The following is a 20,988-nucleotide window of genomic DNA, read 5'->3' on the forward strand; positions in this document are numbered from 1 at the left end:
CGTACGTCCCGTCCCCCTTGAGCAGGTCAGAGCCTTGTGACAACGCTGCGTTGGTGCTCCACGCCCGGCAGGATCATGCTGGTCAGTGGGGCTGGAGCCCTGGCCGTGCAGAGTCCCGTGGGGACAGCGGGGAAAGGACCGAGCAAGGGCGAGATGAGCGGCGATGGAGCGACTTCCCACCCCTCCTGATGAGCCTCCTGACGAGCGGCCCGACGAGTCGGACGCCTCGCTCGACTCTGCGTACACGGCCACTGCCACCATCGATGAGCAGGGCATCGTGACGGGGTGGAGCGAGGGTGCCCGGCGGCTGCTCGGCTACGTGCCCTCCGAGATCGTGGGCCGGCCGGCCGCGAGCCTGCTCGCCGATGAGGCCACGGAGACGGCGGCCCGAAGAACCCCGGCCGGGCAGGAACGATGGAGCGGCAGCGTGGCGCTGCGGCACCGGGACGGCCAACGGCTGGAGACGGTACTGCTCGCGCACCGCAGGTCGACGGACACCGGGATCACCGAATGGCTTGTGGTGTCCGCCGTGGCGGGGAGGCCGCTCACGCCCGGGGGCCAAGCGCTGAGGGAATGGACGTTCACCCAGTCCCCCGACATCCTGGCGATCTTCGACACCGATCTGCGGCTGGTGGGGGCCAACGCCGGCATGGAGCGCGCCATGTCGCTCACCGAGGCCGAGATGCAGGGGCTGCACCTGCCGGAGATCGCGCCGTATCCCGTGAGCGACGAGGCCGAGCGGAAGATGCGGCAGGCGCTGGAGACAGGAGAGCCGCAGTACGTGGAGGCGTACATCCGGCCCACGGGTGTGAGCCCGGAGCGTGGCTGGTCGACCTCCTTCGCACCACTGAAGGACCCGGACGGCAGAGTGTGCGCGGCCTGCCTGACGGCACACGACAGGTCCGGGGAATACCTCGCCCGGCAGCGGATGATGCTGCTGAACGAGGCCGGTGCCCGGATCGGCACCACTCTGGACATCGCACACACCGCGCAGGAGCTGGCCGACGTCGCCGTCCCCCGGCTCGCGGACTTCGCGGCCGTCGACCTGCTCGACATCCCCCAGCACGCCGACGAGCCGGCATCCGCCCCGTCGCCCGGACCGGTCACCATGCGTCGCACCGCGCTGCGGTCGGTCGTCGAGGAGAGCCCGGAGTCCCTGGTCGCGGTGGGCGACACGAGCGTCTACCCGGCGCTCTCGCCTCCGGCCGAGTGCCTGGCCACGGGCCGTCCCGCGCTGTACGAGATGACCGACGCCGCCATCGCCCGATGGGCGGCACAGGACCCCGGAGCCGCCTGGATCCGCGACTACGGGACGCACTCGGTCATGGTCGTGCCGCTACGTGCCCGCGGCACCACTCTCGGCGTGGCACTGTTCAGCCGTCATCGGCGCCGGGAGCCGTTCGAGTCGGACGACCTGCTGCTGGCCGAGGAGCTCACGGCCAGAGCGGCGGTGAGCATCCACAACGCCCGCCGGTACACCCGGGAGCGCACCACCACGATGACCCTGCAGCGCAGCCTGCTCCCACACACACTGCCCGATCAGGCCGCACTCGAGATCGCTTTCCGCTATCTGCCCGCCGGTACCCGGGCCGGCGTGGGCGGCGACTGGTTCGACGTGATCCCGCTGTCCGGTGCGCGGGTGGCCCTAGTCGTGGGGGATGTGGTCGGCCACGGCATCCGTGCCTCCGCCACCATGGGCCGGCTGCGCACCGCCGTGCGCACGCTGGCCGACGTCGACCTGCCGCCCGACGAACTGCTCACCCACCTCGACGACCTCGTCATCCATTTGTCCGACGACGAGGGCAGCGCGGACCCCGCCGCCGAAACCGCCGGGGGCATCGGCACCACCTGTCTGTACGCCGTCTACGACCCGGTCTCCCGGCACTGCACCCTCGGCCGGGCCGGCCATCCCCCGCCCGCCGTGGTCACCCCTGAGGGCGCCGTCTACTTCCTCGACGTCCCCGCAGGACCGCCGCTGGGTCTGGGCGGCCTTCCCTTCGAGACCTTTGAGACAGAACTGCCCGAGGGCAGCGTCCTGGCCCTGTACACCGACGGTCTGCTCGAGCCGCGTGACCACGACATCGACGAAGCCCTGGACAAGATGTTCGCGGCCCTCGCGCTCCCCGCCGCGACGCTGGAAACAGTCTGCGACAGGGTTCTCGCGTCCCTGCTGACCCACCGCCCCGATGACGACATCGCGCTGCTCATCGCCCGCACCAGAGCCCTCCACGCCGACCGCGTCGCCGCCTGGGACCTGGCCTCCGACCCCGCCGTAGTCGCCCAGGCCCGCAAGAACGCCACCGACCAGCTGGAGGCCTGGGGGCTGGAGGACGCGGTCTTCATCACCGAGCTGATGGTCAGCGAGCTCGTCACCAATGCCATCCGCTACGGCCATCCGCCCATCCAGCTGCGGCTGATCCACGAGAACAGCACCCTGATCTGCGAGGTCTCCGACTCGAGCAGCACCACCCCGCACATGCGGCGCGCCCGGACCTTCGACGAAGGGGGGCGGGGCCTGCTGCTGGTCGCCCAGCTCTCGCAGCGCTGGGGCACTCGGCATGCCCCCATCGGCAAGACCATCTGGGCCGAGCAGTCGCTTGCCGGGGTCTGAGGCCCTTCTTCGGGTGTCCGACCGGGTCGGACACGACTGCCACCGCGCCCCTCGGCACTGCGGGCGCCTGGGGACGGCCAGCCGTACGCCGCGCCATCCGGACCGGCCGGAGGGGCCGGTCCCGATGGCGGGGCACGGAACCGGTGGACATCATCCTTGGCCTCCGTTGCCACCGCGGCCGCCCTGACCACTGGTCTCACAGCCCACGCCGACGCAGAGCCCGCCGTCGCCGCCCGTCCCACCGTCTCCGCCGTCTCCGCCGTCGACCGCGTCCCCGCCATCGCCACCGTCGCCGCCGTTGGCACTGCCGCCGCAGACTCCGACGCAGACCCCGCCGTTGCCGCCGTTGGTGCCGTTCTGGCCAGGCCCGCCATTGGTGCCGCGGCCGCCGTTCGCACTGCCGTTGCAGAGCCCGGCGCAGATCCCGCCATCGCTGCCATTGGTGCCGTTGACGGTCCCGTTGCAGTTGCCCGCACACACTCGATCGCCGAGACGGACGTTGTCCTCGCCCACTGTGACTTCGCCGAACGCATCGTTGAAGTCCTCCCCGGTGGGGAGACGCTGGCCGGCATTCGTCTGGTGCGCGTTGGCCTGTGGCAGCGGTGCCGCCGTCGCGGCTGGTGCCAGCGCGCCCCCGCCGATCAGAGCGGTCGTGGCCGCGACAACGAGACGGAATTTCCAGGAGTTCATACGCATGGAGTTCTCTCTTCCGAAAAAGGTTCCCGAGTCTCGGCCCTCGCGCGCCCTTCCGCGCGACCTCGCGGGATCGCCAAGTGGGCGCCCCGCCCGAATCGGTCGGAGCGCCCCGGGCTGAGACCCGTCGAGGCGACGGCCGGGTCCGCAGCTGCGGTCAGGGGTTCAGGGGGAAGCCGTCCTCTGCAGCCAGCGCCGCCCAGTCACCATCGAGGAACTGCTTCTCCCAGGTGTCGATCTCCTCTTCCGAGACGTCGTACTTCTTCGCCACCTCGGCCTTCGACACCTGCCCGGACAGCACGGCCATCACGATCTGCGCCTTGTCCGCCGCCGTGAGTTCTTCCTTCGGTTTATCGGGAAGATCCTCGAGCTCGAGACAGCCTGTCTTGCCGGGCTGACCGGGCTGACCGGGCTCACCCGGCTTACCGGGCTGACCCTGCTTACCGGGCTGACCCGGCTCACCCGGCTTACCGGGCTCACCGGGCTTCCCCGGCTCGCCGCCCTTTCCGCCCTCACCGCCCTTGCCGCCTTCCCCGCCATGTGCGCAGTCCGAGTCGCTGCCGAGGAGGTCGTTGACACTCGCGGAATAGTTTGTGGCTTGGATGGCACTCTGCGGGGCCTGTGTGGCGTACGCGGTGCCGGAGGCGACGGCCAGTGCGGCTGTCGCAAGGATGAGGGGACGTTGCCAGAGCATTCTGGGCATTGGGGTTCTCCGTTTCCATGACGAGGGCGTCCTCTGCGAGCGCTGGGCCCGGATACCGTGTCGGCCGACCGAGCCGATCACGAGTAACGAGGGGGAAGTTGGGGGCGGGGGGGTGGAGGCCGCCGAAGACCTCCACCCCGCCGCGATGAGCGGCTCGGCGGCCCCGAGCGCCGCGGGACGAGGGGGCCGCCGCCACACATGTGAGGGCCGCCGGGTGTGGCCGTCAGGCCCCAGTGCCTCCGGCGCCGGCGGCACCACCGGCACCGGCCGGACCAGTGACGCTGCCGCCACCGGGGCCGCCGGACCCACCATTGCCACCGTTACCGTTGGTGCTGCTGCCTCCCTGACCGCCGGCGCCACCCGTACCACCGGGACCCGAGGTGCTGCTGCCGCCGCCACCACCGTTGGCGCCGCCACCGGCGTTGCCGTTGGTGCTGCCGCCGCCCTGACCGCCCGCGCCACCCGTACCACCGGCACCGGTGACGCTGCTGCCGCCACCACCGCCACCGCCACCGCCGCCTCCGGGGCCGTTGGTGCTGGTGCCGCCGGTGCCACCAGTCCCGCCGGTACCAGCAGGACCGTTGACGCTGCCGCCACCGGAGCCCCCGGAACCACCGGAACCACCGGGGCCGTTCACGCTGCCGCCGCCGACACCGCCGGTACCACCCGTACCACCCTTGCCGTTGACGCTGCCGCCACCGGCGCCCCCGGCGCCGCCGGCGCCACCAGGACCGTTGACGCTGATGCCGCCGGCACCACCAGTGCCGCCTGCACCACCGTCCGCGAAGGCGGAGGATGCCGGAAGGACGACACCACCGGTGATGAGAGCGGCCGAGGCGACGACCGTCGCGAGGCGGCGCCCCCGCCGCTTCGGCCGGGCGTCGTCGTGTGAATGAAGAATATGCACCATGTCTTTACTCCTTTTAATATGAAGAGGATTCTGCGACCCTCGGGAAGTCAGGGATAATGACCAACGGATCCGTTCCGACCCGGGACCGCTCTTCCGGAAGAACCGGCCTTTTCGATAAGGACGGGAATCCTCACCGATTTCCCTGCTATGCGCCGACCCTTTTCGTTTGGGGCCCGCGCTTCAATTAGGCCGGAATCGCAGGGCATGGTCATGTTCCGAGGAATCGGGACTTGACGGAGCGGGGAACTGCGGGTAAAAGCCCGCGAAAAGGCCGCCTCCGCACAGCGGAAGCGGCCTCTGATCTGCGAAGGCACCGGCGGGATGTCCCGCGCGCGGCCGAGGAGGTGTCCCCAGCGGTCACCGATGAACAGGGAGAAGATCGCCGCCCCAGGGGCGCACAGCTGCGCGCCCCTGGGGCGGGTCAGGCCGACAGGTCGGCGGGCGCTCGCCGTCGAACTCGACGTCGGTTCGTACAGACGCCGCCCGTAGGGTCCCCGGTGGCCGTCAGCTCTTCGTCAGCTCTGGGGCGGCTGCTGGTCCCGGCCCGTGCCGAACTCGTCCTTGAGCCTTTCCTGGGCCGCGTCGACCTGACCCTTGTACTTGCCCTGGGTCTTGTCGTCGATGAAGTCACCCGACTTGTCGACGGCCCGGTCGACCTGGCTCTCGCGGCCCTTCAGCATCTGCTTGATCTTGTCCATCATGGACATGGCTGATCCTCTTTCGGAGATGGCCCCCACCACTCCAGGTTCACTGCACCGCGCGCGGCTCGCATCCGGGCGCGCATACGTGGGTTCCTCGGCAGCCGTGGCGGGTCCCCGTCGGGCCGTAGGACCGAGCGCACCTTCGAGTGCCTAGCCCTCGCCGCCGCCGCCGCCGTCACCGCCCCCGCCGCCGTCACCGCCCCCGTCACCGCCGTCACCGCCCCCGTCACCGCCGTCACCGCCATCGCCGCCGTCTCCGTTGCCGCCCGGAGGCTCCGCGGGCTCCTCCGGCTTCGGTGGCTCCACCGGCTCTTCCGGCTTGGGGGGCTCCACCGGCTCCTCAGGCTTCGGAGGCTCCACCGGCTCCTCAGGCTTCGGAGGCTCCACCGGCTCCTCAGGCTTCGGAGGCTCCACCGGCTCCTCAGGCTTCGGAGGCTCCACCGGCTCCTCAGGCTTCGGAGGCTCCACCGGCTCCTCAGGCTTCGGAGGCTCCACCGGCTCCTCAGGCTTCGGAGGCTCCACCGGCTCCTCCTCCTGCCTGTCCTCCTTCGGCTCCTCCTCGCCGTCCTTCTTCGGCTCCTCGCCGTCCTTCTTCGGCTCCTCCTCGCCGTCCTTCTTCGGCTCCTCCTCGCCGTCCTTCTTCGGCTCCTCGCCGTCCTTCTTCGGCTCCTCCTCGCCGTCCCTCTTCGGCTCCTCCTCGCCATCCTTCTTCGGCTCCTCACCGTCCCTCTTCGGCTCCTCCTCGCCGTCCCTCTTCGGCTCCTCCTCGCCATCCTTCTTCGGCTCCTCACCGTCCCTCTTCGGCTCCTCCTCGCCATCCTTCTTCGGCTCCTCCTCGCCATCCTTCTTCGGCTCCTCACCGTCCTTCCCTGGCGGGAACGCGGTCTTCGGCGGCGGCTCCGTCTTCTTGTCCTGCGATCCCGACTTGTCCCCCTGCTTCCGGGCGAACCACTCGTCGTTTTCCGCGTCGTGGACGACGAACTCCTTCACCGGTTTGGGCGCGGGCACCACGACGACGGTGTTCGTCGGCTGGTAGCCGGGCCACGAGTCCCCGGTGCGTTTGGGATTGGCCTGCTTCGCGACCGGTGGCTTGAGCGGGTTCCCACACGCGCAACGCACCCGCGGTACGCCGCGGTCGTCGACCAGGACTGCGGTGCCGGCCTGCAGAACCGCCTGATAACTGGTGGCGGAGCCGTTCCGGTAGCCGTGGTTGGTGACACGGGTGTCGGCCCTGAGCTGCACCGGTGTGAGCCCCCGCAGATAGGACGGGACTTTGGCGGGCTCGATGCCCAGCGCGGAGGCGAAGGCCTTGTTCTTCGCCGGATCCGCGTTGAGCACTTTGATCTGCTTCTCGACGTCACAGCTCGCCACGTTCCGCGTACCGCCGTAGAGGCCGGGGGCATGCCCGTCCACGCCCTGGGCCACGTTGCCCGTCCCCGTCGGCGTACCGGTCGGCGAGGGCGTCGACGGCGGCGGGGTGGTCTCCCGTGCCGTCGACTCCGTGAACGGGTCCGGCCCGGTGCTCGCCGCGGACTGGAGGAAGATCTCACCCTGCTGCTGGTTCGACGTGCCGTCGGGCCGGGTGAAGGTGACGATCAGGGCAACCGCTGCCACGATCGCGGCGGCGATGGCAGCTACCTGGGGCACGGACTTCCACCAGGGGCGCTGGGGTCCTTCGCCGGCGCCGCCGCCACGGCCGCGGCCTCCTCCGCCCGGCGGCTCACCCGGGGGCCGGCGACCGCTCGGTGGCGGCGGTGTGCGATGCCGTTGCGAGGGGCCCGAGAGGGGGCCTGAGGGGGGTCCTGCGGGGGGTCCGGTGGGGCGCTCGGACGGCGGCGGTTCGACGCTCACGAGCTCGTCTTCCCTGCTTGAGAGCTGCTGCGGAGCTGCTTTGGAGCTGCTTGGGGCCTGCGGTTCTCAGGCCGCGTGCGTCCTGCGGAGGTCCCGCGGCGGGGCGGCGGCAGTTCACGGCGCAAAGGCTCGCGACGGGAGCGTCCCGAGGCGGAAGCGTCCCGAGGAGGGGAACGATCCTCCGCAGCAGAGGTCCTGCGGCACGGATCCCGGCCGAGAAGGCCGGCCGATCGACCCGGCCGAGGAAGCCGGCGACACATGCGGCCGTGAGGCCAAGCGTCACTCTTCCCTCTGCTTTCCATTGTGTGCTCTCGCTCTGCGCGGCCCGCAAGTCGGCCTCTGCTCGGCCTGCAAGAGAGGCGGTCGGCTCTCCCGAGGGGCGGGTCGGCCACGTGCTGCTTAGCGTGACAGGGTGAGCCGCAAGACACCGCCCGACCGGGCAGGCGCTCAGCCTGACTCCCACCAGCGCGGGATCGCCTCCCACCAGCCGAGGAGCGCCTCCCACCACCGGCAGGCGCGTCACGGCTGGCTCGAGGCCCTTGTGGTGGTGCTCGCCGGGCTCCTCGTCATGGCCGTCGTCGCCGCCCTCGGCCTGTGGGCCGCCGGGGCGCCCGGCCTTCCGGGTGCGGCGTTCCCCCGTGTCGTCGCGGCCGTCGTCGTGATGGCGGTCGGCGGCTCCGTCCGTTTCTCGGGTGACGCCGGCGCGCTCGCCGAGACGCGTGCGGAGCTGTCCGTGATCCCGCTGTCGGTGACGCTCGCCGGGGCCCTGCTGATCGCCGCCGGAATCCTCCGGCCGTTGCGTCACCGGGCGGTCGTCGGCTCCCGCGAGCTGGCGGGGTGGGCGGGCCGACTCGCGGTCCTGTGGGCCCTGGCCCTGATCGGCCTGTCGTTCCTGGCGCGTGCGACGTTCGCCGTGCCGGCGGGGAGCGAGACGCTCAGCGAGCTCGGTGACCTACTGGACGTCTCCCCCAGGATCGGGTTCGAGACGGATCTGTCCCTCACGCTCCCCTTCGGACTGCTGTGGCTCGTCGGCCTCTTCGTACTGACGCTGCTGGTGTCCCGCAGGGCGCCCCTTCCGGCGCATCTTGTGCGCTTCCAGGAGTCCGTGCGGCCGGCCGCGTTCACCATGGTCGTGCTGCTCCTGGTGTTCGTTGCGGGGGGAGCGGTCATCGGGCTGCTCTCGGCGGCGGTCCAAGGAGATGCCGCCGGCAAGCTCGCCGTGCTCCTGCTCTGCCTTCCGAACCTGACGTGGCTCGCCCTCACCATCGGTCTCGGCGCCTCCTGGGAGGGCAGAGTCGAAGGGCAGCCCTTCGAGCTTCCCATGCCGCAGGCGCTGGACACCGTACTGCGCGATACGGACGATTCCACCCTCAGTCTGCGCAGCCTCACGGAGGTCGACGGCCGCTGGTGGTGGCTCGCGGTTATCGCCGGGATCCTCGTCCTGGCCTGCGCCTTTCTGATGGCGGTGAGGTCACCGGCCCGTCTGCGGGCCTGGCGGCATGCCGTGCACATGGCGGTGGCGCTCGCACTGACCGTGCTCACCATCTGTCTCGTCGCGCGCGTCTCGGCGCACTTCGCCCTGTCGGTCCTGGGCTTCGGCGACCTCGGCGGAGGCCTGTCCGGAGAGGTGTCGCTGCGCCCCCGGCTGTGGACCGCGCTCGGCTTCGCTCTGCTGTGGGGGTTCGTCGGCGGCTTTCTGGGCGGCCTGCTCGCCGGGCGGGTTCAGCGCCGGGGCGAGGTCCGGGCTGCCGTCCGCCCCACCGCGGCGCCCAAAGCCTGATACGAGGCACGAGGGGCCCGGCCCGCCCTGCCCTGCCGGTGAACAACGAGGGGCCCGCCCCGCCCTGCCCTGCCGGTGAACAACGAGGGGCCCGCCCCGCCCTACGGCGGGACAGGCCCTTTCGTTCGGCCATTCTGTCGTCCCGTCAGGCCTTGTCAGGCCGGTCGGTGACGCGGATCGCGTTGACGAGCGGCTTGCCGGCGGTCGCCACGAACCGCACGTCGAGCACGCCGTCGGTGACGGTGACGGTGACCGTGCGCTTCACCGCCTTGTAGGTGCCGGCCTCGAGCGCGATGTCGAGGGACGACACCACTTCGGTGCCCTCGGCGAGGACGTCGAAGACGCGCTTGGTCGGCTTGGTGGTCGACAGCTCGGCGAAGTCGAGCTCCACCGTGTAGACGCCGTTGGGCACGTTGTCGAACCGGTATTCGTACATGCCCTCCCGTGCGTTCTGGAAGCGCTCCGGCTCGTCGGTGCCGGCGATGGCGTCGGTCGTCGACCTGGTGCTCGACGTGCCCTGGAATCCGAAGGAGCCTTCGGTGTACTCCTGGTCCGCCCGCCAGGTGTCGCCGAGAGCGTCCACGACGCCCTCGCCCGATGCGCCCGTGTCAAGCGCTGCCTGGTAGCGCGGCACGACGACCTTCACCGGCACGGTGACCACCGGTGCGCGGCCGCTGTCGGACTTCACCTGGACGTCGGCGGTGAGCACCTCGCCCGGCTCGTGTCCGGCCGTGTCGACGGAGAGCGTGCCGGAGGTATCCGCACCCGCGTCGAGGTTTCCGGCGGTCAGGCTGACCGACAGCCATGACGCGTCCTCGGTGACCGTGAAGGCGGCCGCGGAGCCGGAGTTGGAGAGGTCGAAGCCGCGCTCGCGCTTCTCGCCCTCGGGGACGATGATCTCGTACTGCTCCTTGGAGACCGCGACCTTGCCGGTCTTCAGGGAGTCAGAGACCGACTCGACGCCGCCCGCCGCCAGCTTCACGGCCTTCTCGACCGGCTGGTACGCCGGAGCGGTGAGCTTCACCGTGGTCTCGCCGGCCGGGGCCTGGGCGAGATAGGAGCCGTCCGCCCCCGTGGTGGCGGTGACGGCCGCGCTGCCCGTACCCACGGTGACCGTGGCGCCCTCGACGGCCTTCTCGTCGTTGGCGTCGAGCACGGAGCCGCGCACCACCCCGGTCTTGGTCGTACGGAAGTCGATACCTAGACCATCGGAAAGAGTGCCGCCCGTGTTGTACGAGTACTGGAAGCCGTCGGTGCCCGTGGCGTTTTCCGCACCGACGGTGGCGCTGGAGCCCGACTCGTAGCCGATCCCCGACATGTCCTTGTAGTGGTACGAGATCTTGCCGTCCTCACCGATCACGGCGGAGAAGGAGAACGGCTCGGACTGGGCCGAGAAGTGGGCCACGTTGCGCCACTCGACGACGAACGAGCGGTGCGGGGCGGTGCCGATGACACCGGTGTAGACGCCCGCGGTACTCGCGTTCACGACCAGGTCGTCCCAGAACGGGTAGAGCGCCGCGTTGGGCGTAGTCGTGCGCGGGATCGTGTTGTTGGCGCCCGTGGTCGAGCTGGAGGCGAACATCAGCGCGCCGTTGGTGCTGACCCATCCGGAGCTGTAGGTCTTGCCGTACAGCGGGACCGGGAACGGCAGGCTCACGGCGAGGGTCGCGGTGTCGCCGGAGAGCGTCGTCTTGTCCGTGCCCGCGACGTAGTCGTCCTTGGCGGCCACGCACGCGTACCCGAAGGTGTCGACGACGTCCGGCAGGGCGATGTCCGCGGTGGTGTCACCGTTCACCGCGGCCTGAGCGGTGCCCTCGGTGGCGCACTTGGAGGGACCGGACGCGGTCAGGTCGTACTCGCCCAGCGGCAGGGTCACCTCGTAGTGGCCCTTGTCGTCCGCCGTGGCAGTCACGGGGGTGTCCTTCACGGTGACGGTGGCGCCGGCCGCGGGTCCCGCGTACGAGGTGACGGACCCTGAGAGCTTCGCCGACGGGGCCTGGTCCACCGCGATGTCACGGGTTGCGGTCTCGCCTTCGGCGATCTTCACATCCCCGGTGCCCTTGAGGTAGCCGAACTTCGTGACGGTGACCGTGTAGTCGCCGACGGAGAGCACGGGCAGGGCGAAGGTGCCGTCCGCGGCCGTGTTGACGGTGCGGTCGATCGGGCCGTCCACGACGACCTTCGCGCCACCGAGACCCTCGCCGCCGGAGGTGACCGTGCCCTTCAGTCCGCCGGTCGCGCCGCGCGGTGTGGCGGTGACCGCCGCGAGCGCGTCGAGCCGGCCCTCGCCGAAGACGTTGTTGTCGGCCGCGGTGCCGCCGCAGGTGGTGTTGTCGACGTCGATGGCGGTCCCGTCGAGCAGCGCCTCGGTCTGGGCGATGTCTCCCGCGATAGCAGGGGCCGCGGACCACATCAGCGCGACGGTGGCCGCGGTGTGCGGGGACGCCATCGAGGTGCCGTTGTACGACGCGTAGCCGCCGCCGGCAACGCTGGAGCGGACGTTGACGCCCGGGGCTGCGATGTTCGGCTTGATCGCCCCGTTCTCGCCCGAGCCCCGGGCGGAGAAGCTTGCGACGGCGTTGCTGCTGTCGAACGCACCGGAGCTGTAACTGCTCACGTACGAGCCGGGCGAGCCGGAGGTGTTGCAGGACGGTCCTGCGTTGCCGTTGGAGAACGCCGGGAAGATGCCGGCGGCGCGCCAGGCGGACACGACCTCCGCGTACCAGGGGTCGTAGGTGTTGGCGCCCCAGGAGTTGTTCACCACGTCGGGGGCCAGGTCCGGGCGCGGGTTGGCGCCGGTGAGGTCGGTGGGGGCGACGATCCACTGCCCGGAGGCGAGCAGGGAGGTTCGGGAACAGGAGTTGGACTCGCAGCCCTTGGCGGCGATCCACTTGGCGCCGGGCGCCACGCCGATCTTGTTGTCGGCGCCGTCGTCACCGACCATCGTGCCCATCGTGTGGGTGCCGTGGCCGTTGTTGTCGCAGGGTGCGGCGGTGGAGCAGACGGCGGCCGGGTCGAACCAGTTGTAGTCGTGGTCGTATGTGCCGTCGCCGTTCAGGCCGCGGTACTGGTTCTTGACCGCCGCGTGGTCGTACTGGACGCCGGTGTCGATGTTGGCGATGACGACGCCCTCGCCGCGTACCCCGAGCTCGCTCCAGACCTTGGGCGCGTTGATGCGGTCGACGTTCCACTCGACGGCGTCGACCGTGGGCTCGATGTCGCCCTTGATCGGTTCGTCGATCGTGATGTCGTCGTCGGCGGTGATCCGCTCGACCTCGGGGAGCTCGGCGAGCTTCCCGAGGAGTTCCTCGCCGCCCACGACCTTCACGGAGTTGTCGATCCAGAAGGAGGTGTAGTCGACGTCCGCCGACTTCAGCAGCTCCACCACGTCGGACTGGGACTCCTTGGCGTGCTGCTTCTTGGCCTCGTAGACCTCGGCGGCCATCTTGTCCTTGGTCTCGGCCTGGGCCGCCGCCTGGAGATCGGCGTCGCTGTCGAGCTCTATCCAGAAGGTGACCTTCTTCTTGTCCTCGAGCTGGTCGAGGAGCTTGGCCTCGGCCTTCTGCTCGACCGCGCTGATGCCCGCGCCTGGGTCCTGCTGGGCGAGCGCGGTGCCGCCGGCGAGCGGCATCACCACGAGGGAAGTCAGGGCCGCGAGGGCCACCTGCAACGGTCTTCTCTGTCTTGCCACGGGTCTCCTTGACTACGTCGGCGGGGGTGGCCCGCCTTGGGTGTGCCGGAAACGTGAGTGGTGCAAGTACGGCGTTGCGGGTCACCCGCGCACGCCGAAGCGGCCGTCGGTGGACGGTCAGGAGCGTGAGCAGGTGGAGAGATCGTGACGATCCTGGGGTGATCAGCCGCCGCGATCAAGGTATTTGCATGGCAGATACATGCCATGGCATGAACACGCCATGAAGATCGGACATCAGTGACGGAGCGTCAAATGAGCTGCATATCGGGACGGTTGGCCCGGCCTGAGCCGTCGGGCGCCCGCACGGACGACGCCCCGCTCCGGCTAGCGCGGCAGATGCGGGAAGACGGGCCGGGCCCAGCGGGGAGGTTCCGGAGGCGGTCCGGGGTGCGCGAGCCCTGCGACGATCCGCATGTCGACCTCGGTCGGCGCATGGCCGCCGGTGCCGGTGTGCGTCGCCGCGGCCCGCAGGGCGGCCACGAACTCGAGGCAGGAACCGTAACGGTCGTCGGGAGCCTTGGCCAGGGCCTTCGCCATGACGCCGTCGACGGCGGGGGGCAGGTCCGGTCGCTTCTCGGTCAGCGGAGGCGGCTGGTCGTACTGGTGCGCCCAGAGCAGCGCCATGTCCTCCTCGCGCTGGAAGGGCGGCTTCCCGGCGAGGGTTTCGTAGACGACGCAGGCGAGACTGTAGACGTCGCACCTGCCGTCCACCGGGCGGCCGGAGATCTGTTCCGGCGCAACATAGTCGAGCGTGCCGACGAACTCGCCCACGGTGGTGAACCCGGTGAGCGACAGCGACTTCTTCGTCAGCCCGAAGTCCGTGAGATAGACGTGCTCGGGGTGATCGCTGTCCGTGCCCTTGGCGACCAGGATGTTCCCCGGCTTGACGTCCCGGTGGACCAGGTTGTGTTCATGGGCGGCGTCGAGCGCGGACGCCACCTGGCCGGCGATGCGGATCGCCTTCGCGGCGGGGAGCGCGCCGTCCCGGTCGAGCAGGGCCCGCAGGTCCACGCCGGAGACGTAGCGCATGGCGATGTACAGGACGCCTTCGGTCTCGCCCGCCTCGAAGATCGGCACGATGTGGGGGTGGTCGATGGCGGCGGCCACACGTGACTCGTGCGTGAAGCGGCGACGGAAGGTGTCGTTGCGGGCGAGCTCGGGGGCGAGCAGTTTGAGCGCGACGGTGCGGTCGAGGCGCAGGTCCTTGGCGCAGAAGACGACGGCCATGCCGCCGCGGCCGATCTCGCGCTCCACCCGGTAGCCGGCGATCTGGGTCCCGATCAGGCCGGAGGGCCGGCCCGAGTACACGCTCATGTCATGCGATGCCGAGCTCATGAGGCGTCACCCTCGACCCGGCCGGTCATCACGTGGGGGCGCCGGATCGTCCGTCACAGGGGGGATCACGCGGGTCGGCTCGCGACGGACGTCCACCTCCTCCGTACCGACCGGCTCGCTCCCGGCCATCCGCGGTGCCTCCACCGGCCCCTCGGGGTACGCGGCCCCGCCCCCCTCCATCCCGGACCGCGTTTCCGTACCGCCGGCCGGTTCGTCCTCCGCCACATGGCCCAGGGGCTCGCCCGAGGTCGCATACGTGCTCAGATGCGCGCCGTCGCTGTAGACCCAGCGCTCGTGTTCGGCGTCGTACAGCCAGGCCGACTCGCCGTCGACGACCATCCCCACGCGGAGGCCCCGTGTGCGGTTCCGGAACGTCTCGCCGTCGATGTGGTCGGCCATCAGCTCCTCCGTCGCGCGCCGGTAGCGGCCCAGCTGGTCGTCGGCCCTGGCCAGCAGCGGGCGTGGGTCCGCCGTGCGCGCGAGCGCGCTGCTCGCGGCCGGCGGCTCCTGCGGTACGGCGACCAGGAGCCGGCCGTCGACCCAGCCCGACCAGCCGTTGGAGCAGAGGATCCGGCCCCAGTCGCCGCGCCGGTCGACCAGCTGGACCGGCAGCAGCGCGTCGAGCGCGGCCGTCGGACGCGTGGCGTCCGGGGTCTCCCAGGCGGGCAGTCCGTCCTGGGGGACCACATGTGTGGGGCGGAAGTCCGTAGTGGTCATCGCGCGTGTCCTACTTCCGCATGAGGGCTGGTTCGCGCCGCCGCAGCAGCCGCATGACGGCGACCCCGAAGACGGCCGCGAGCACGACGAGCATGCCCATGTTCAGCAGCCATGCCTCAGCCGTGTGGTCGAACAGCGGATCCTTCGTCAGGTCGCCCGGGACGATCTCGGCCAGACCCACGGTTCCCGCCATGGCACCCACCGCCCACCGGGAGGGCATCAGCCACGCCAGTTGCTCGAGGCCGGGAACCCCGTCCACCTCGAGCAGCAGACCGCAGAAGACGACCTGGACGATGGCGAGGAGCACCAGCAACGGCATCGTCACCTCCTCCTTGCGCACCAGTGCGGAGACCATGAGGCCGAGCATCATGGACGTGAACGCCAGCAGGGCCACGGCCACCGTGATCTCCAGCAGCGGCGGCATGAGCACCCCCTGGTCGCGCGGCGCGTTCAGATCGACGCCGAACAACGCCACCAGGGTCAGCACGACGGCCTGCAGCACCGTGACGGTCCCGAGCACCACGACCTTGGACATCAGATACGCCGATCTGGACAGGCCGACCGCACGTTCGCGCTGATAGATCACGCGTTCCTTGACCAGCTCGCGCACCGCGTTGGCGGCACCCGTCAGAACCGCACCGACACAGAGGATGAGCAGCGCGTTGATCGCGGTCGCCGAGGTCAGCCGGCTCCCTCCGAGAGCCCGGGCCATCACGCCCATCACGAAGGGCAGCGCGATCATGATGGCGAGGAAGATCCGGTCTGCGCTGAGGACGGCGGCGTACCGCCGCACCAGCGTGCGCAGCTGAGCCCCCCAGCTCTGGGCCTTCGGCGGCGCTCCGACGGCCGCGGCCCCGGCTGCCGATGGTGCGCGCGGCTGCGCGGTGGGGTCACCGATGTACGTCAGCTGGAACGCCGAGCGCCGGTACTCCGCCGCCCAGTCGCGTCCCCGGTCGTTCTCGAAGGCCTCGAAGGCCTCCGGCCACTGCCTGAAGCCGAAGAAGCGCAGGGTGTCCCGCGGCGGGCCGTAGTAGGCGATCTTTCCGCCGGGGGCGAGCACCAGCAGCCGGTCGCACACGTCGAGGCTGAGCACGCTGTGCGTGACCACGATGACGGTGTGGCCGTGGTCGGCGAGCCCGCGCAGCATGTGCATCACCGAGCGGTCCATGCCCGGGTCGAGTCCGGACGTCGGCTCGTCGAGGAAGAGCAGCGACGGCTTGGTCAGCAGTTCGAGCGCGACGCTCACGCGCTTGCGCTGGCCGCCGGAAAGGCTGTGGATGGGCTGGCCGGCGCGCTCCTCCAGGCCGAGTTCGCGGATGACCTCGTCGACCCTCTCCCAGCGTTCCGCCGGCGCGGTGTCCTGGGGAAAGCGCAGCTCGGCCGCGTATCCGAGCGCCCGGCGCACGGTCAGCTGCGTGTGCATGATGTCGTCCTGCGGTACGAGGCCGATGCGCTGGCGGAGTTCCGCGTAGTCGCGGTACAGGTCGCGGCCGTCGTACAGCACCGTGCCGTGGTCGGCGGGGCGCAGCCCCGTCAGTGCGTTCAGGAGTGTGGACTTCCCGGCGCCGCTGGGGCCCACCACGGCGATCAGGGACTTCTCGCCGACGGGGAACGAGACCCTGTCGAGGAGTGTCTGGCTGCCCCCGTCGACCGAGACCGTCAGGTCCTGGACGTTCAGCGAGACCTCGCCGGTGTCGACGTACTCCTGCAACTGGTCGCCGATGAGGCAGAACGCCGAGTGGCCGATCCCCACGATGTCGCCCTGCGAGACCTGGGCGTGGTCGACCGGCTGGCCGTTGAGAAAGGTCCCGTTGTGGCTGCCGAGGTCGGCGATCTCGTACGTCCCGTCATGGTGCGCGTGCAGTTCGGCGTGCCGACGGGAGACCACCAGATCGTCGATGACCAGGTCGTTGTCGTCGGCGCGGCCGATCCGCACGGTGCGCGCGGGCAGCGGCCGCACCGTGGTCGGTCTGCGGAAGGTCCCCGTCGCGGCCGGAGCGAGGACGGCGGACGGCCGCTCGGGCTCATGGACTGGCTCGTGGACGGCGGTTGTGGCCTCCGCGGAGGCGCCCGCAGGACCATCCCCCTCGGAACCCGGTGTCTCCCGGCCGACCAGCACCGCGCGCGGTCCGTCGGCCGGGTTGCCGAAGCGGATGACGCTGCCCGGGCCCACTCCCTGCACGCGGAGGACCCGACGGCCCTCGGTGTACGTGCCGTTCGTGCTGCCCGTGTCCTCGAGCGTCCAGCTCCCGGCCTCGGCCCGCAGCACCGCGTGGTGCCACGAGACCCGGGCGTCGTCGAGGACGATGTCGCTCGACGGGTCCCGCCCGACGTGATAGTCCCGGTTCGGCGTCATCACCGTCGAGCCCGTTTCGGTCTCGATGACGAGCTCGGGCGCAGTGGGCGCGACAGACCGCTCTCCCATGCCGGAATTCTAACGATTGATCCATATGCGCGCCTGGTCCTCGTCTCTCCGTGTGCCCGGCCGGGAGCGCGCGAACAACGGGTCCATCGCGCAGAACCCGCAGGTCACCCGTGCGGCAGCATCAGCGTGCACGACTCCCCCGGGGCCACGGCCACCGTGCGGTCCGGCAGGGTGATGTCGATCGGGTCGCGGTCGGAGTCCGGCACGGTGACCTCCAGCTGTCCCGGGCGCAGCACGAACCGCACGCCCCAGTGGCCCTGGTAGCGGACGGCGAAGCCGTACTCGGACAGCTCCGGGAGCGGCACGGGATCCAGGCACATGGCGCCGCGCCGGGTCTCCAGGCCGGTCAGTCCGCGCTGGACGAAGTCGAGGGTGCCGGCCATCGCGCCGAGGTGGATGCCCTCTCCCGTGGTCCCGCCCTGGACGTCGGCGATGTCCCCGGCCAGCGCCTCCTGGCAGTACATCCATGCCTCCGCGCGCTGTACCCGGGCGAGTACCCAGCCGTGGACGAGGCTGCTGAGCGTCGAGCCGTGGCTGGTGCGGTGCAGGTAGTAGTCGACCGTGCGGTGCCAGTCCTCCTCGTCGAGGTGGTAACCGAGCCTGCGGAAGAGGCCCTGGAGTTCGGCGGGTGAGAAGAGATAGCCGAGCATCAGCACGTCGGCCTGCTTGGAGGCCTGGTAGTGGTTGACCGAGTCGCCCTCGGCCTCCAGGATCCGGTCGAGGCGCCGGATGTCCCCGTAGCGCCTGCGGTAGGCCTCCCAGTCGAGCTCGGCGAGATCGCCGTAGCCCTCGAACTGGCTGATCACGCCCGCGTGGAAGGGCACGTACAGCTTGTGGGAGACGTCCTCCCACAGGTCCGGTTCCTCCGGTTCGAGACCGATGCGTTCGAGGAGCTGCCGGCGCCGGGGTTCGGGCAGGACGTGCAGCACGTCGAGCGCCCGCGCCAGCACCCAGGCCGCCATGACGTTCGTGTACGCGTTGTCGTCCAGGCCCGGTTCCTTCGCACCCGGGTAGGCCTCGTGGTACTCGTCGGGGCCGACGACACGCAGGATCCGGTACCGGCCGAGCGCCTCGTCGTACGTCGCGGAACTCGCCCAGAACCGCGCGATCTGGAGCAGCATCTCGGCGCCCTTGGTGTGGAGGAACTCCATGTCGCCGCTGGCCTCGCAGTACTGCCAGATGTTGTACGCGATCGCCGAACCGACGTGGTGCTGGAGGTGCGAGTGGTCCGGCAGCCACCGCCCCGAGCGCGGGTTGAGATGCAGCTTCTGCGTCTCCTCACGACCGTTGCTGCCGCTCTGCCACGGGTACATGGCTCCGGCGCGGCCGGCGTCGCGGGCGGCCCAGCAGGCGCGTTCGAGGCGGCGGTGGCGGTAGTCGAGCATGGCCCGCGAGACCTCGGGGAAGTGCAGGTTCAGATACGGCAGCACGAACAGTTCGTCCCAGAAGACGTGCCCCCGGTAGGCCTCGCCGTGCAGGCCACGGGCCGGCACGCCGACATCGAGGTCCGCGGTGTTCGGCGACAGGGTCTGCAGGACGTGGAAGAGGTGCAGGCGCAGGATGGAGCCGGACGCGCCCGGCACGTCCAGTTCCGCCGTGCTCCACAACTGCTGCCAGGCGGTGTACTGGGAGGCCAGCAGCGCCTCGGCGGACGGGGCGCGGCGGATCCGGTCGACCGCGGCGTGCAGCGGGTCGCTGATGGCCCGGTCCCGGGAGGTGTCCAGGGCCACGGTCTTGTCGACGGTGACGGTGCGCCCCGGAGCCAGCGGGAAGCGCAGGACGTGGAGGACCCGCATGCCCTCGTGGCGGATGACCGACTCGGACGGCGCGTCCGCGATCGTACGGGCCGCCATGCCGACACGGATGTCGGAGGTGCGGGTACGGCAGCGCAGCCACACCGTGTCGGCGGCCGACGAGCCGGTGTGGACGTGGGTGAGGTGGCGGGTGTTCAGCTGCCGGTACCGCTCGACGCCCGTGTTCTCCACCGACCCGTCGATGGCGGACTCGACCTCCAGGTCCCCTTCCCATCCCTCCGCCGTGAACTCGGTGCGCAGCAGCGCCAGATGGGGCTGCGACATGTGGACAAGGCGCTGCTGCCGCACCGCGACGCGCCGGCCCAGCTCGTCTTCGTAGCGGAACACGCGCTCGAGCGTGCCGGAGTCCAGGTCCAGCGTCTGGCGGTGGTAAGGAAGCCGGTGTGTCTCCGGGGAGAACCATCGTGCGCGGTCGGTCTCGGCGGGTTGCGGCGCCTCCGCGGTCTGAAGAGCACCGGCCGCATCGAGGGTCCGGGTGGCCTTGCCGGTCCATGCGGCATCGAGGGCCCCTGAGGGCGCCGAAGAGGCCTCGTATCGGCCGAGTGGACCCGGGGGCCCGGACCCCTGGGACCACTCGGATCGCCCTGACGACCCCGCCAGGTCTGATCCCTCCTCGGTGTCCGGGCGGATACGGAAGCGCAGCGGCAGCCAGTTGGGCATGTTGACCATGTCCTCGTTCTCGACGCGCCGCCCGGCCACCGCCGACGTCAGGCGGTTGTAGCAGCCCGCCACATAGGTGCCGGGGTAGTGGATCGCATCCGCCGAGCACTCGGGGGCAGCACCCCGGGTCGCGAAATAGCCGTTGCCGAGGGTGCAGAGGGATTCGCGCAGCCGTTCCTGTGCCGGGTCGTAGCCCTCGTACTCCCAGGTCAAGTGGCTCATGGTCAGTTCTCCGGGCTTTCTTCGGTGAGGAGGTCCCCCAGGTCCTGTACCACCAGGTCCGCTCCCTGCTTCAGCAGGCCGGCACGCGTCTGCGGGGTGCGCGCGCGGTCCACGCCGACGACCAGTCCGAAGCCGCCGCGCCGCCCTGCCTCGACGCCGGCCAGGGCGTCCTCGACGACGGCGGCAGCGCCCGGCGGGACGCCAAGGCGCCGGGAGGCCTCCAGGAACAGAGCGGGATCGGGCTTGCCGGGCAGGTGCAGCCGGGCCGCTTCGCCGCCGTCGACGAGGGCGTCGAGGAGGTCCAGCACCCCCGCGCGTTCCAGGAGTTCGCGGGCGTGCCGGGATGCGGACGCGGCCGCCAGCGGGAACCGGGCGGCGTGCAGCACGTCCAGCAGCCGGACGGTGCCCGGATAGGCGTCGACGCCTTGCTCACGCAGCAGCTGGGTGAACAGCCTCTCCTTGAGCGCGGCAACGGCCCGCACGGTGCCCGTGCCGGGCTCGTCCGCCGGATCGCCGGGAGGCAGGTGGAGGCCGCGGGACGCGAGGAAGTCCGCTGCCCCGTCCAGGCGGGACTTTCCGTCGACGTACCGCAGATAGTCGTCGCGTACGTCGAAGGGGCGGCGCTGGGCGGGGTCCGGGGTCCGATGGTCGCGCAGGCAGGCGTCGAAGGCCGTCTTCCACGCGGCGGCGTGTATCCGCGCGGAGTCGGTGATCACACCGTCGGTGTCCAGGATCGCGGCCGCCATGCCGCGCAGGACCCGGGGCAGGGCCTCTGCCGTCATGCTGTGCCCCCTGTCGTCGCAAAGGGGATACGGGCGCGCAGACCGGCTCGGGAACGAGACGGCTGCACGCGCGCGTGCGGGTACGGGCACGCG

At 70.7% G+C, this 20,988-nt stretch carries 12 protein-coding genes and 1 pseudogene; 2 read left to right on the plus strand and 11 right to left on the minus strand.

Annotated features, from left to right (window positions below; all coding sequences use genetic code 11):
• Positions 1 to 163 precede the first annotated feature (163 nt).
• A complete protein-coding gene (locus ACSMXV_RS03280; RefSeq protein ID WP_473176187.1) occupies positions 164 to 2,611 on the plus strand; it encodes a SpoIIE family protein phosphatase in 2,448 nt (815 codons plus the stop codon).
• A gap of 150 nt (positions 2,612 to 2,761) precedes the next feature.
• Here the strand turns inward: ACSMXV_RS03280 and ACSMXV_RS03285 are convergent, their stop codons facing one another.
• From ACSMXV_RS03285 to ACSMXV_RS03305, 5 genes and pseudogenes are all read right to left on the minus strand, one after another.
• The gene (locus tag ACSMXV_RS03285) at positions 2,762 to 3,307 is read right to left on the minus strand and encodes a hypothetical protein (RefSeq protein ID WP_473176188.1); all 546 of its coding nucleotides are present in this window, start codon (positions 3,305 to 3,307) and stop codon (positions 2,762 to 2,764) included.
• Positions 3,308 to 3,461: 154 nt separating this feature from the next.
• Positions 3,462 to 4,007, minus strand: coding sequence for a transposase (locus tag ACSMXV_RS03290; RefSeq protein ID WP_473176189.1), 546 nt, complete (start codon positions 4,005 to 4,007; stop codon positions 3,462 to 3,464).
• 223 nt (positions 4,008 to 4,230) lie between these two features.
• Positions 4,231 to 4,917, minus strand: a complete 687-nt coding sequence (locus tag ACSMXV_RS03295) for a hypothetical protein (RefSeq protein ID WP_473176190.1) — start codon at positions 4,915 to 4,917, stop codon at positions 4,231 to 4,233.
• Between the two features lie 515 nt (positions 4,918 to 5,432).
• Complete coding sequence (locus ACSMXV_RS03300) at positions 5,433 to 5,624, minus strand: antitoxin (RefSeq protein WP_473176191.1); 192 nt, start codon at positions 5,622 to 5,624, stop codon at positions 5,433 to 5,435.
• 867 nt (positions 5,625 to 6,491) lie between these two features.
• Positions 6,492 to 7,469: pseudogene (locus ACSMXV_RS03305) on the minus strand (DUF6777 domain-containing protein); the annotation flags it as partial.
• 472 nt (positions 7,470 to 7,941) lie between these two features.
• Here ACSMXV_RS03305 and ACSMXV_RS03310 point away from each other — a divergent pair.
• Entirely contained in the window at positions 7,942 to 9,249 is a 1,308-nt protein-coding gene (locus ACSMXV_RS03310) for a streptophobe family protein (protein ID WP_473179221.1), read from the plus strand.
• 145 nt (positions 9,250 to 9,394) lie between these two features.
• Here the strand turns inward: ACSMXV_RS03310 and ACSMXV_RS03315 are convergent, their stop codons facing one another.
• The 6 genes from ACSMXV_RS03315 to ACSMXV_RS03340 all read right to left on the minus strand — a co-directional run bounded on the left by ACSMXV_RS03315 (position 9,395) and on the right by ACSMXV_RS03340 (position 20,895).
• A complete protein-coding gene (locus ACSMXV_RS03315) occupies positions 9,395 to 12,940 on the minus strand; it encodes a S8 family serine peptidase (protein WP_473176192.1) in 3,546 nt (1,181 codons plus the stop codon).
• 324 nt (positions 12,941 to 13,264) lie between these two features.
• Entirely contained in the window at positions 13,265 to 14,275 is a 1,011-nt protein-coding gene (locus ACSMXV_RS03320; protein WP_473176193.1) for a serine/threonine-protein kinase, read from the minus strand.
• Between the two features lie 6 nt (positions 14,276 to 14,281).
• Complete coding sequence (locus ACSMXV_RS03325; RefSeq protein ID WP_473176194.1) at positions 14,282 to 14,992, minus strand: SH3 domain-containing protein; 711 nt, start codon at positions 14,990 to 14,992, stop codon at positions 14,282 to 14,284.
• 10 nt (positions 14,993 to 15,002) lie between these two features.
• A complete protein-coding gene (locus ACSMXV_RS03330) occupies positions 15,003 to 17,417 on the minus strand; it encodes an ABC transporter ATP-binding protein/permease (RefSeq protein ID WP_473176195.1) in 2,415 nt (804 codons plus the stop codon).
• A gap of 104 nt (positions 17,418 to 17,521) precedes the next feature.
• On the minus strand, positions 17,522 to 20,113 hold the full coding sequence (locus ACSMXV_RS03335) for a glycoside hydrolase family 65 protein (protein ID WP_473176196.1): 2,592 nt from the start codon (positions 20,111 to 20,113) through the stop codon (positions 17,522 to 17,524).
• A gap of 2 nt (positions 20,114 to 20,115) precedes the next feature.
• Positions 20,116 to 20,895 (minus strand): HAD family hydrolase, encoded by a 780-nt coding sequence (locus ACSMXV_RS03340; RefSeq protein ID WP_473176197.1) that lies wholly within the window; start codon positions 20,893 to 20,895, stop codon positions 20,116 to 20,118.
• Between the last annotated feature and the right edge of the window lie 93 nt (positions 20,896 to 20,988).

This window comes from Streptomyces sp. DSM 42067, assembly GCF_055792885.1.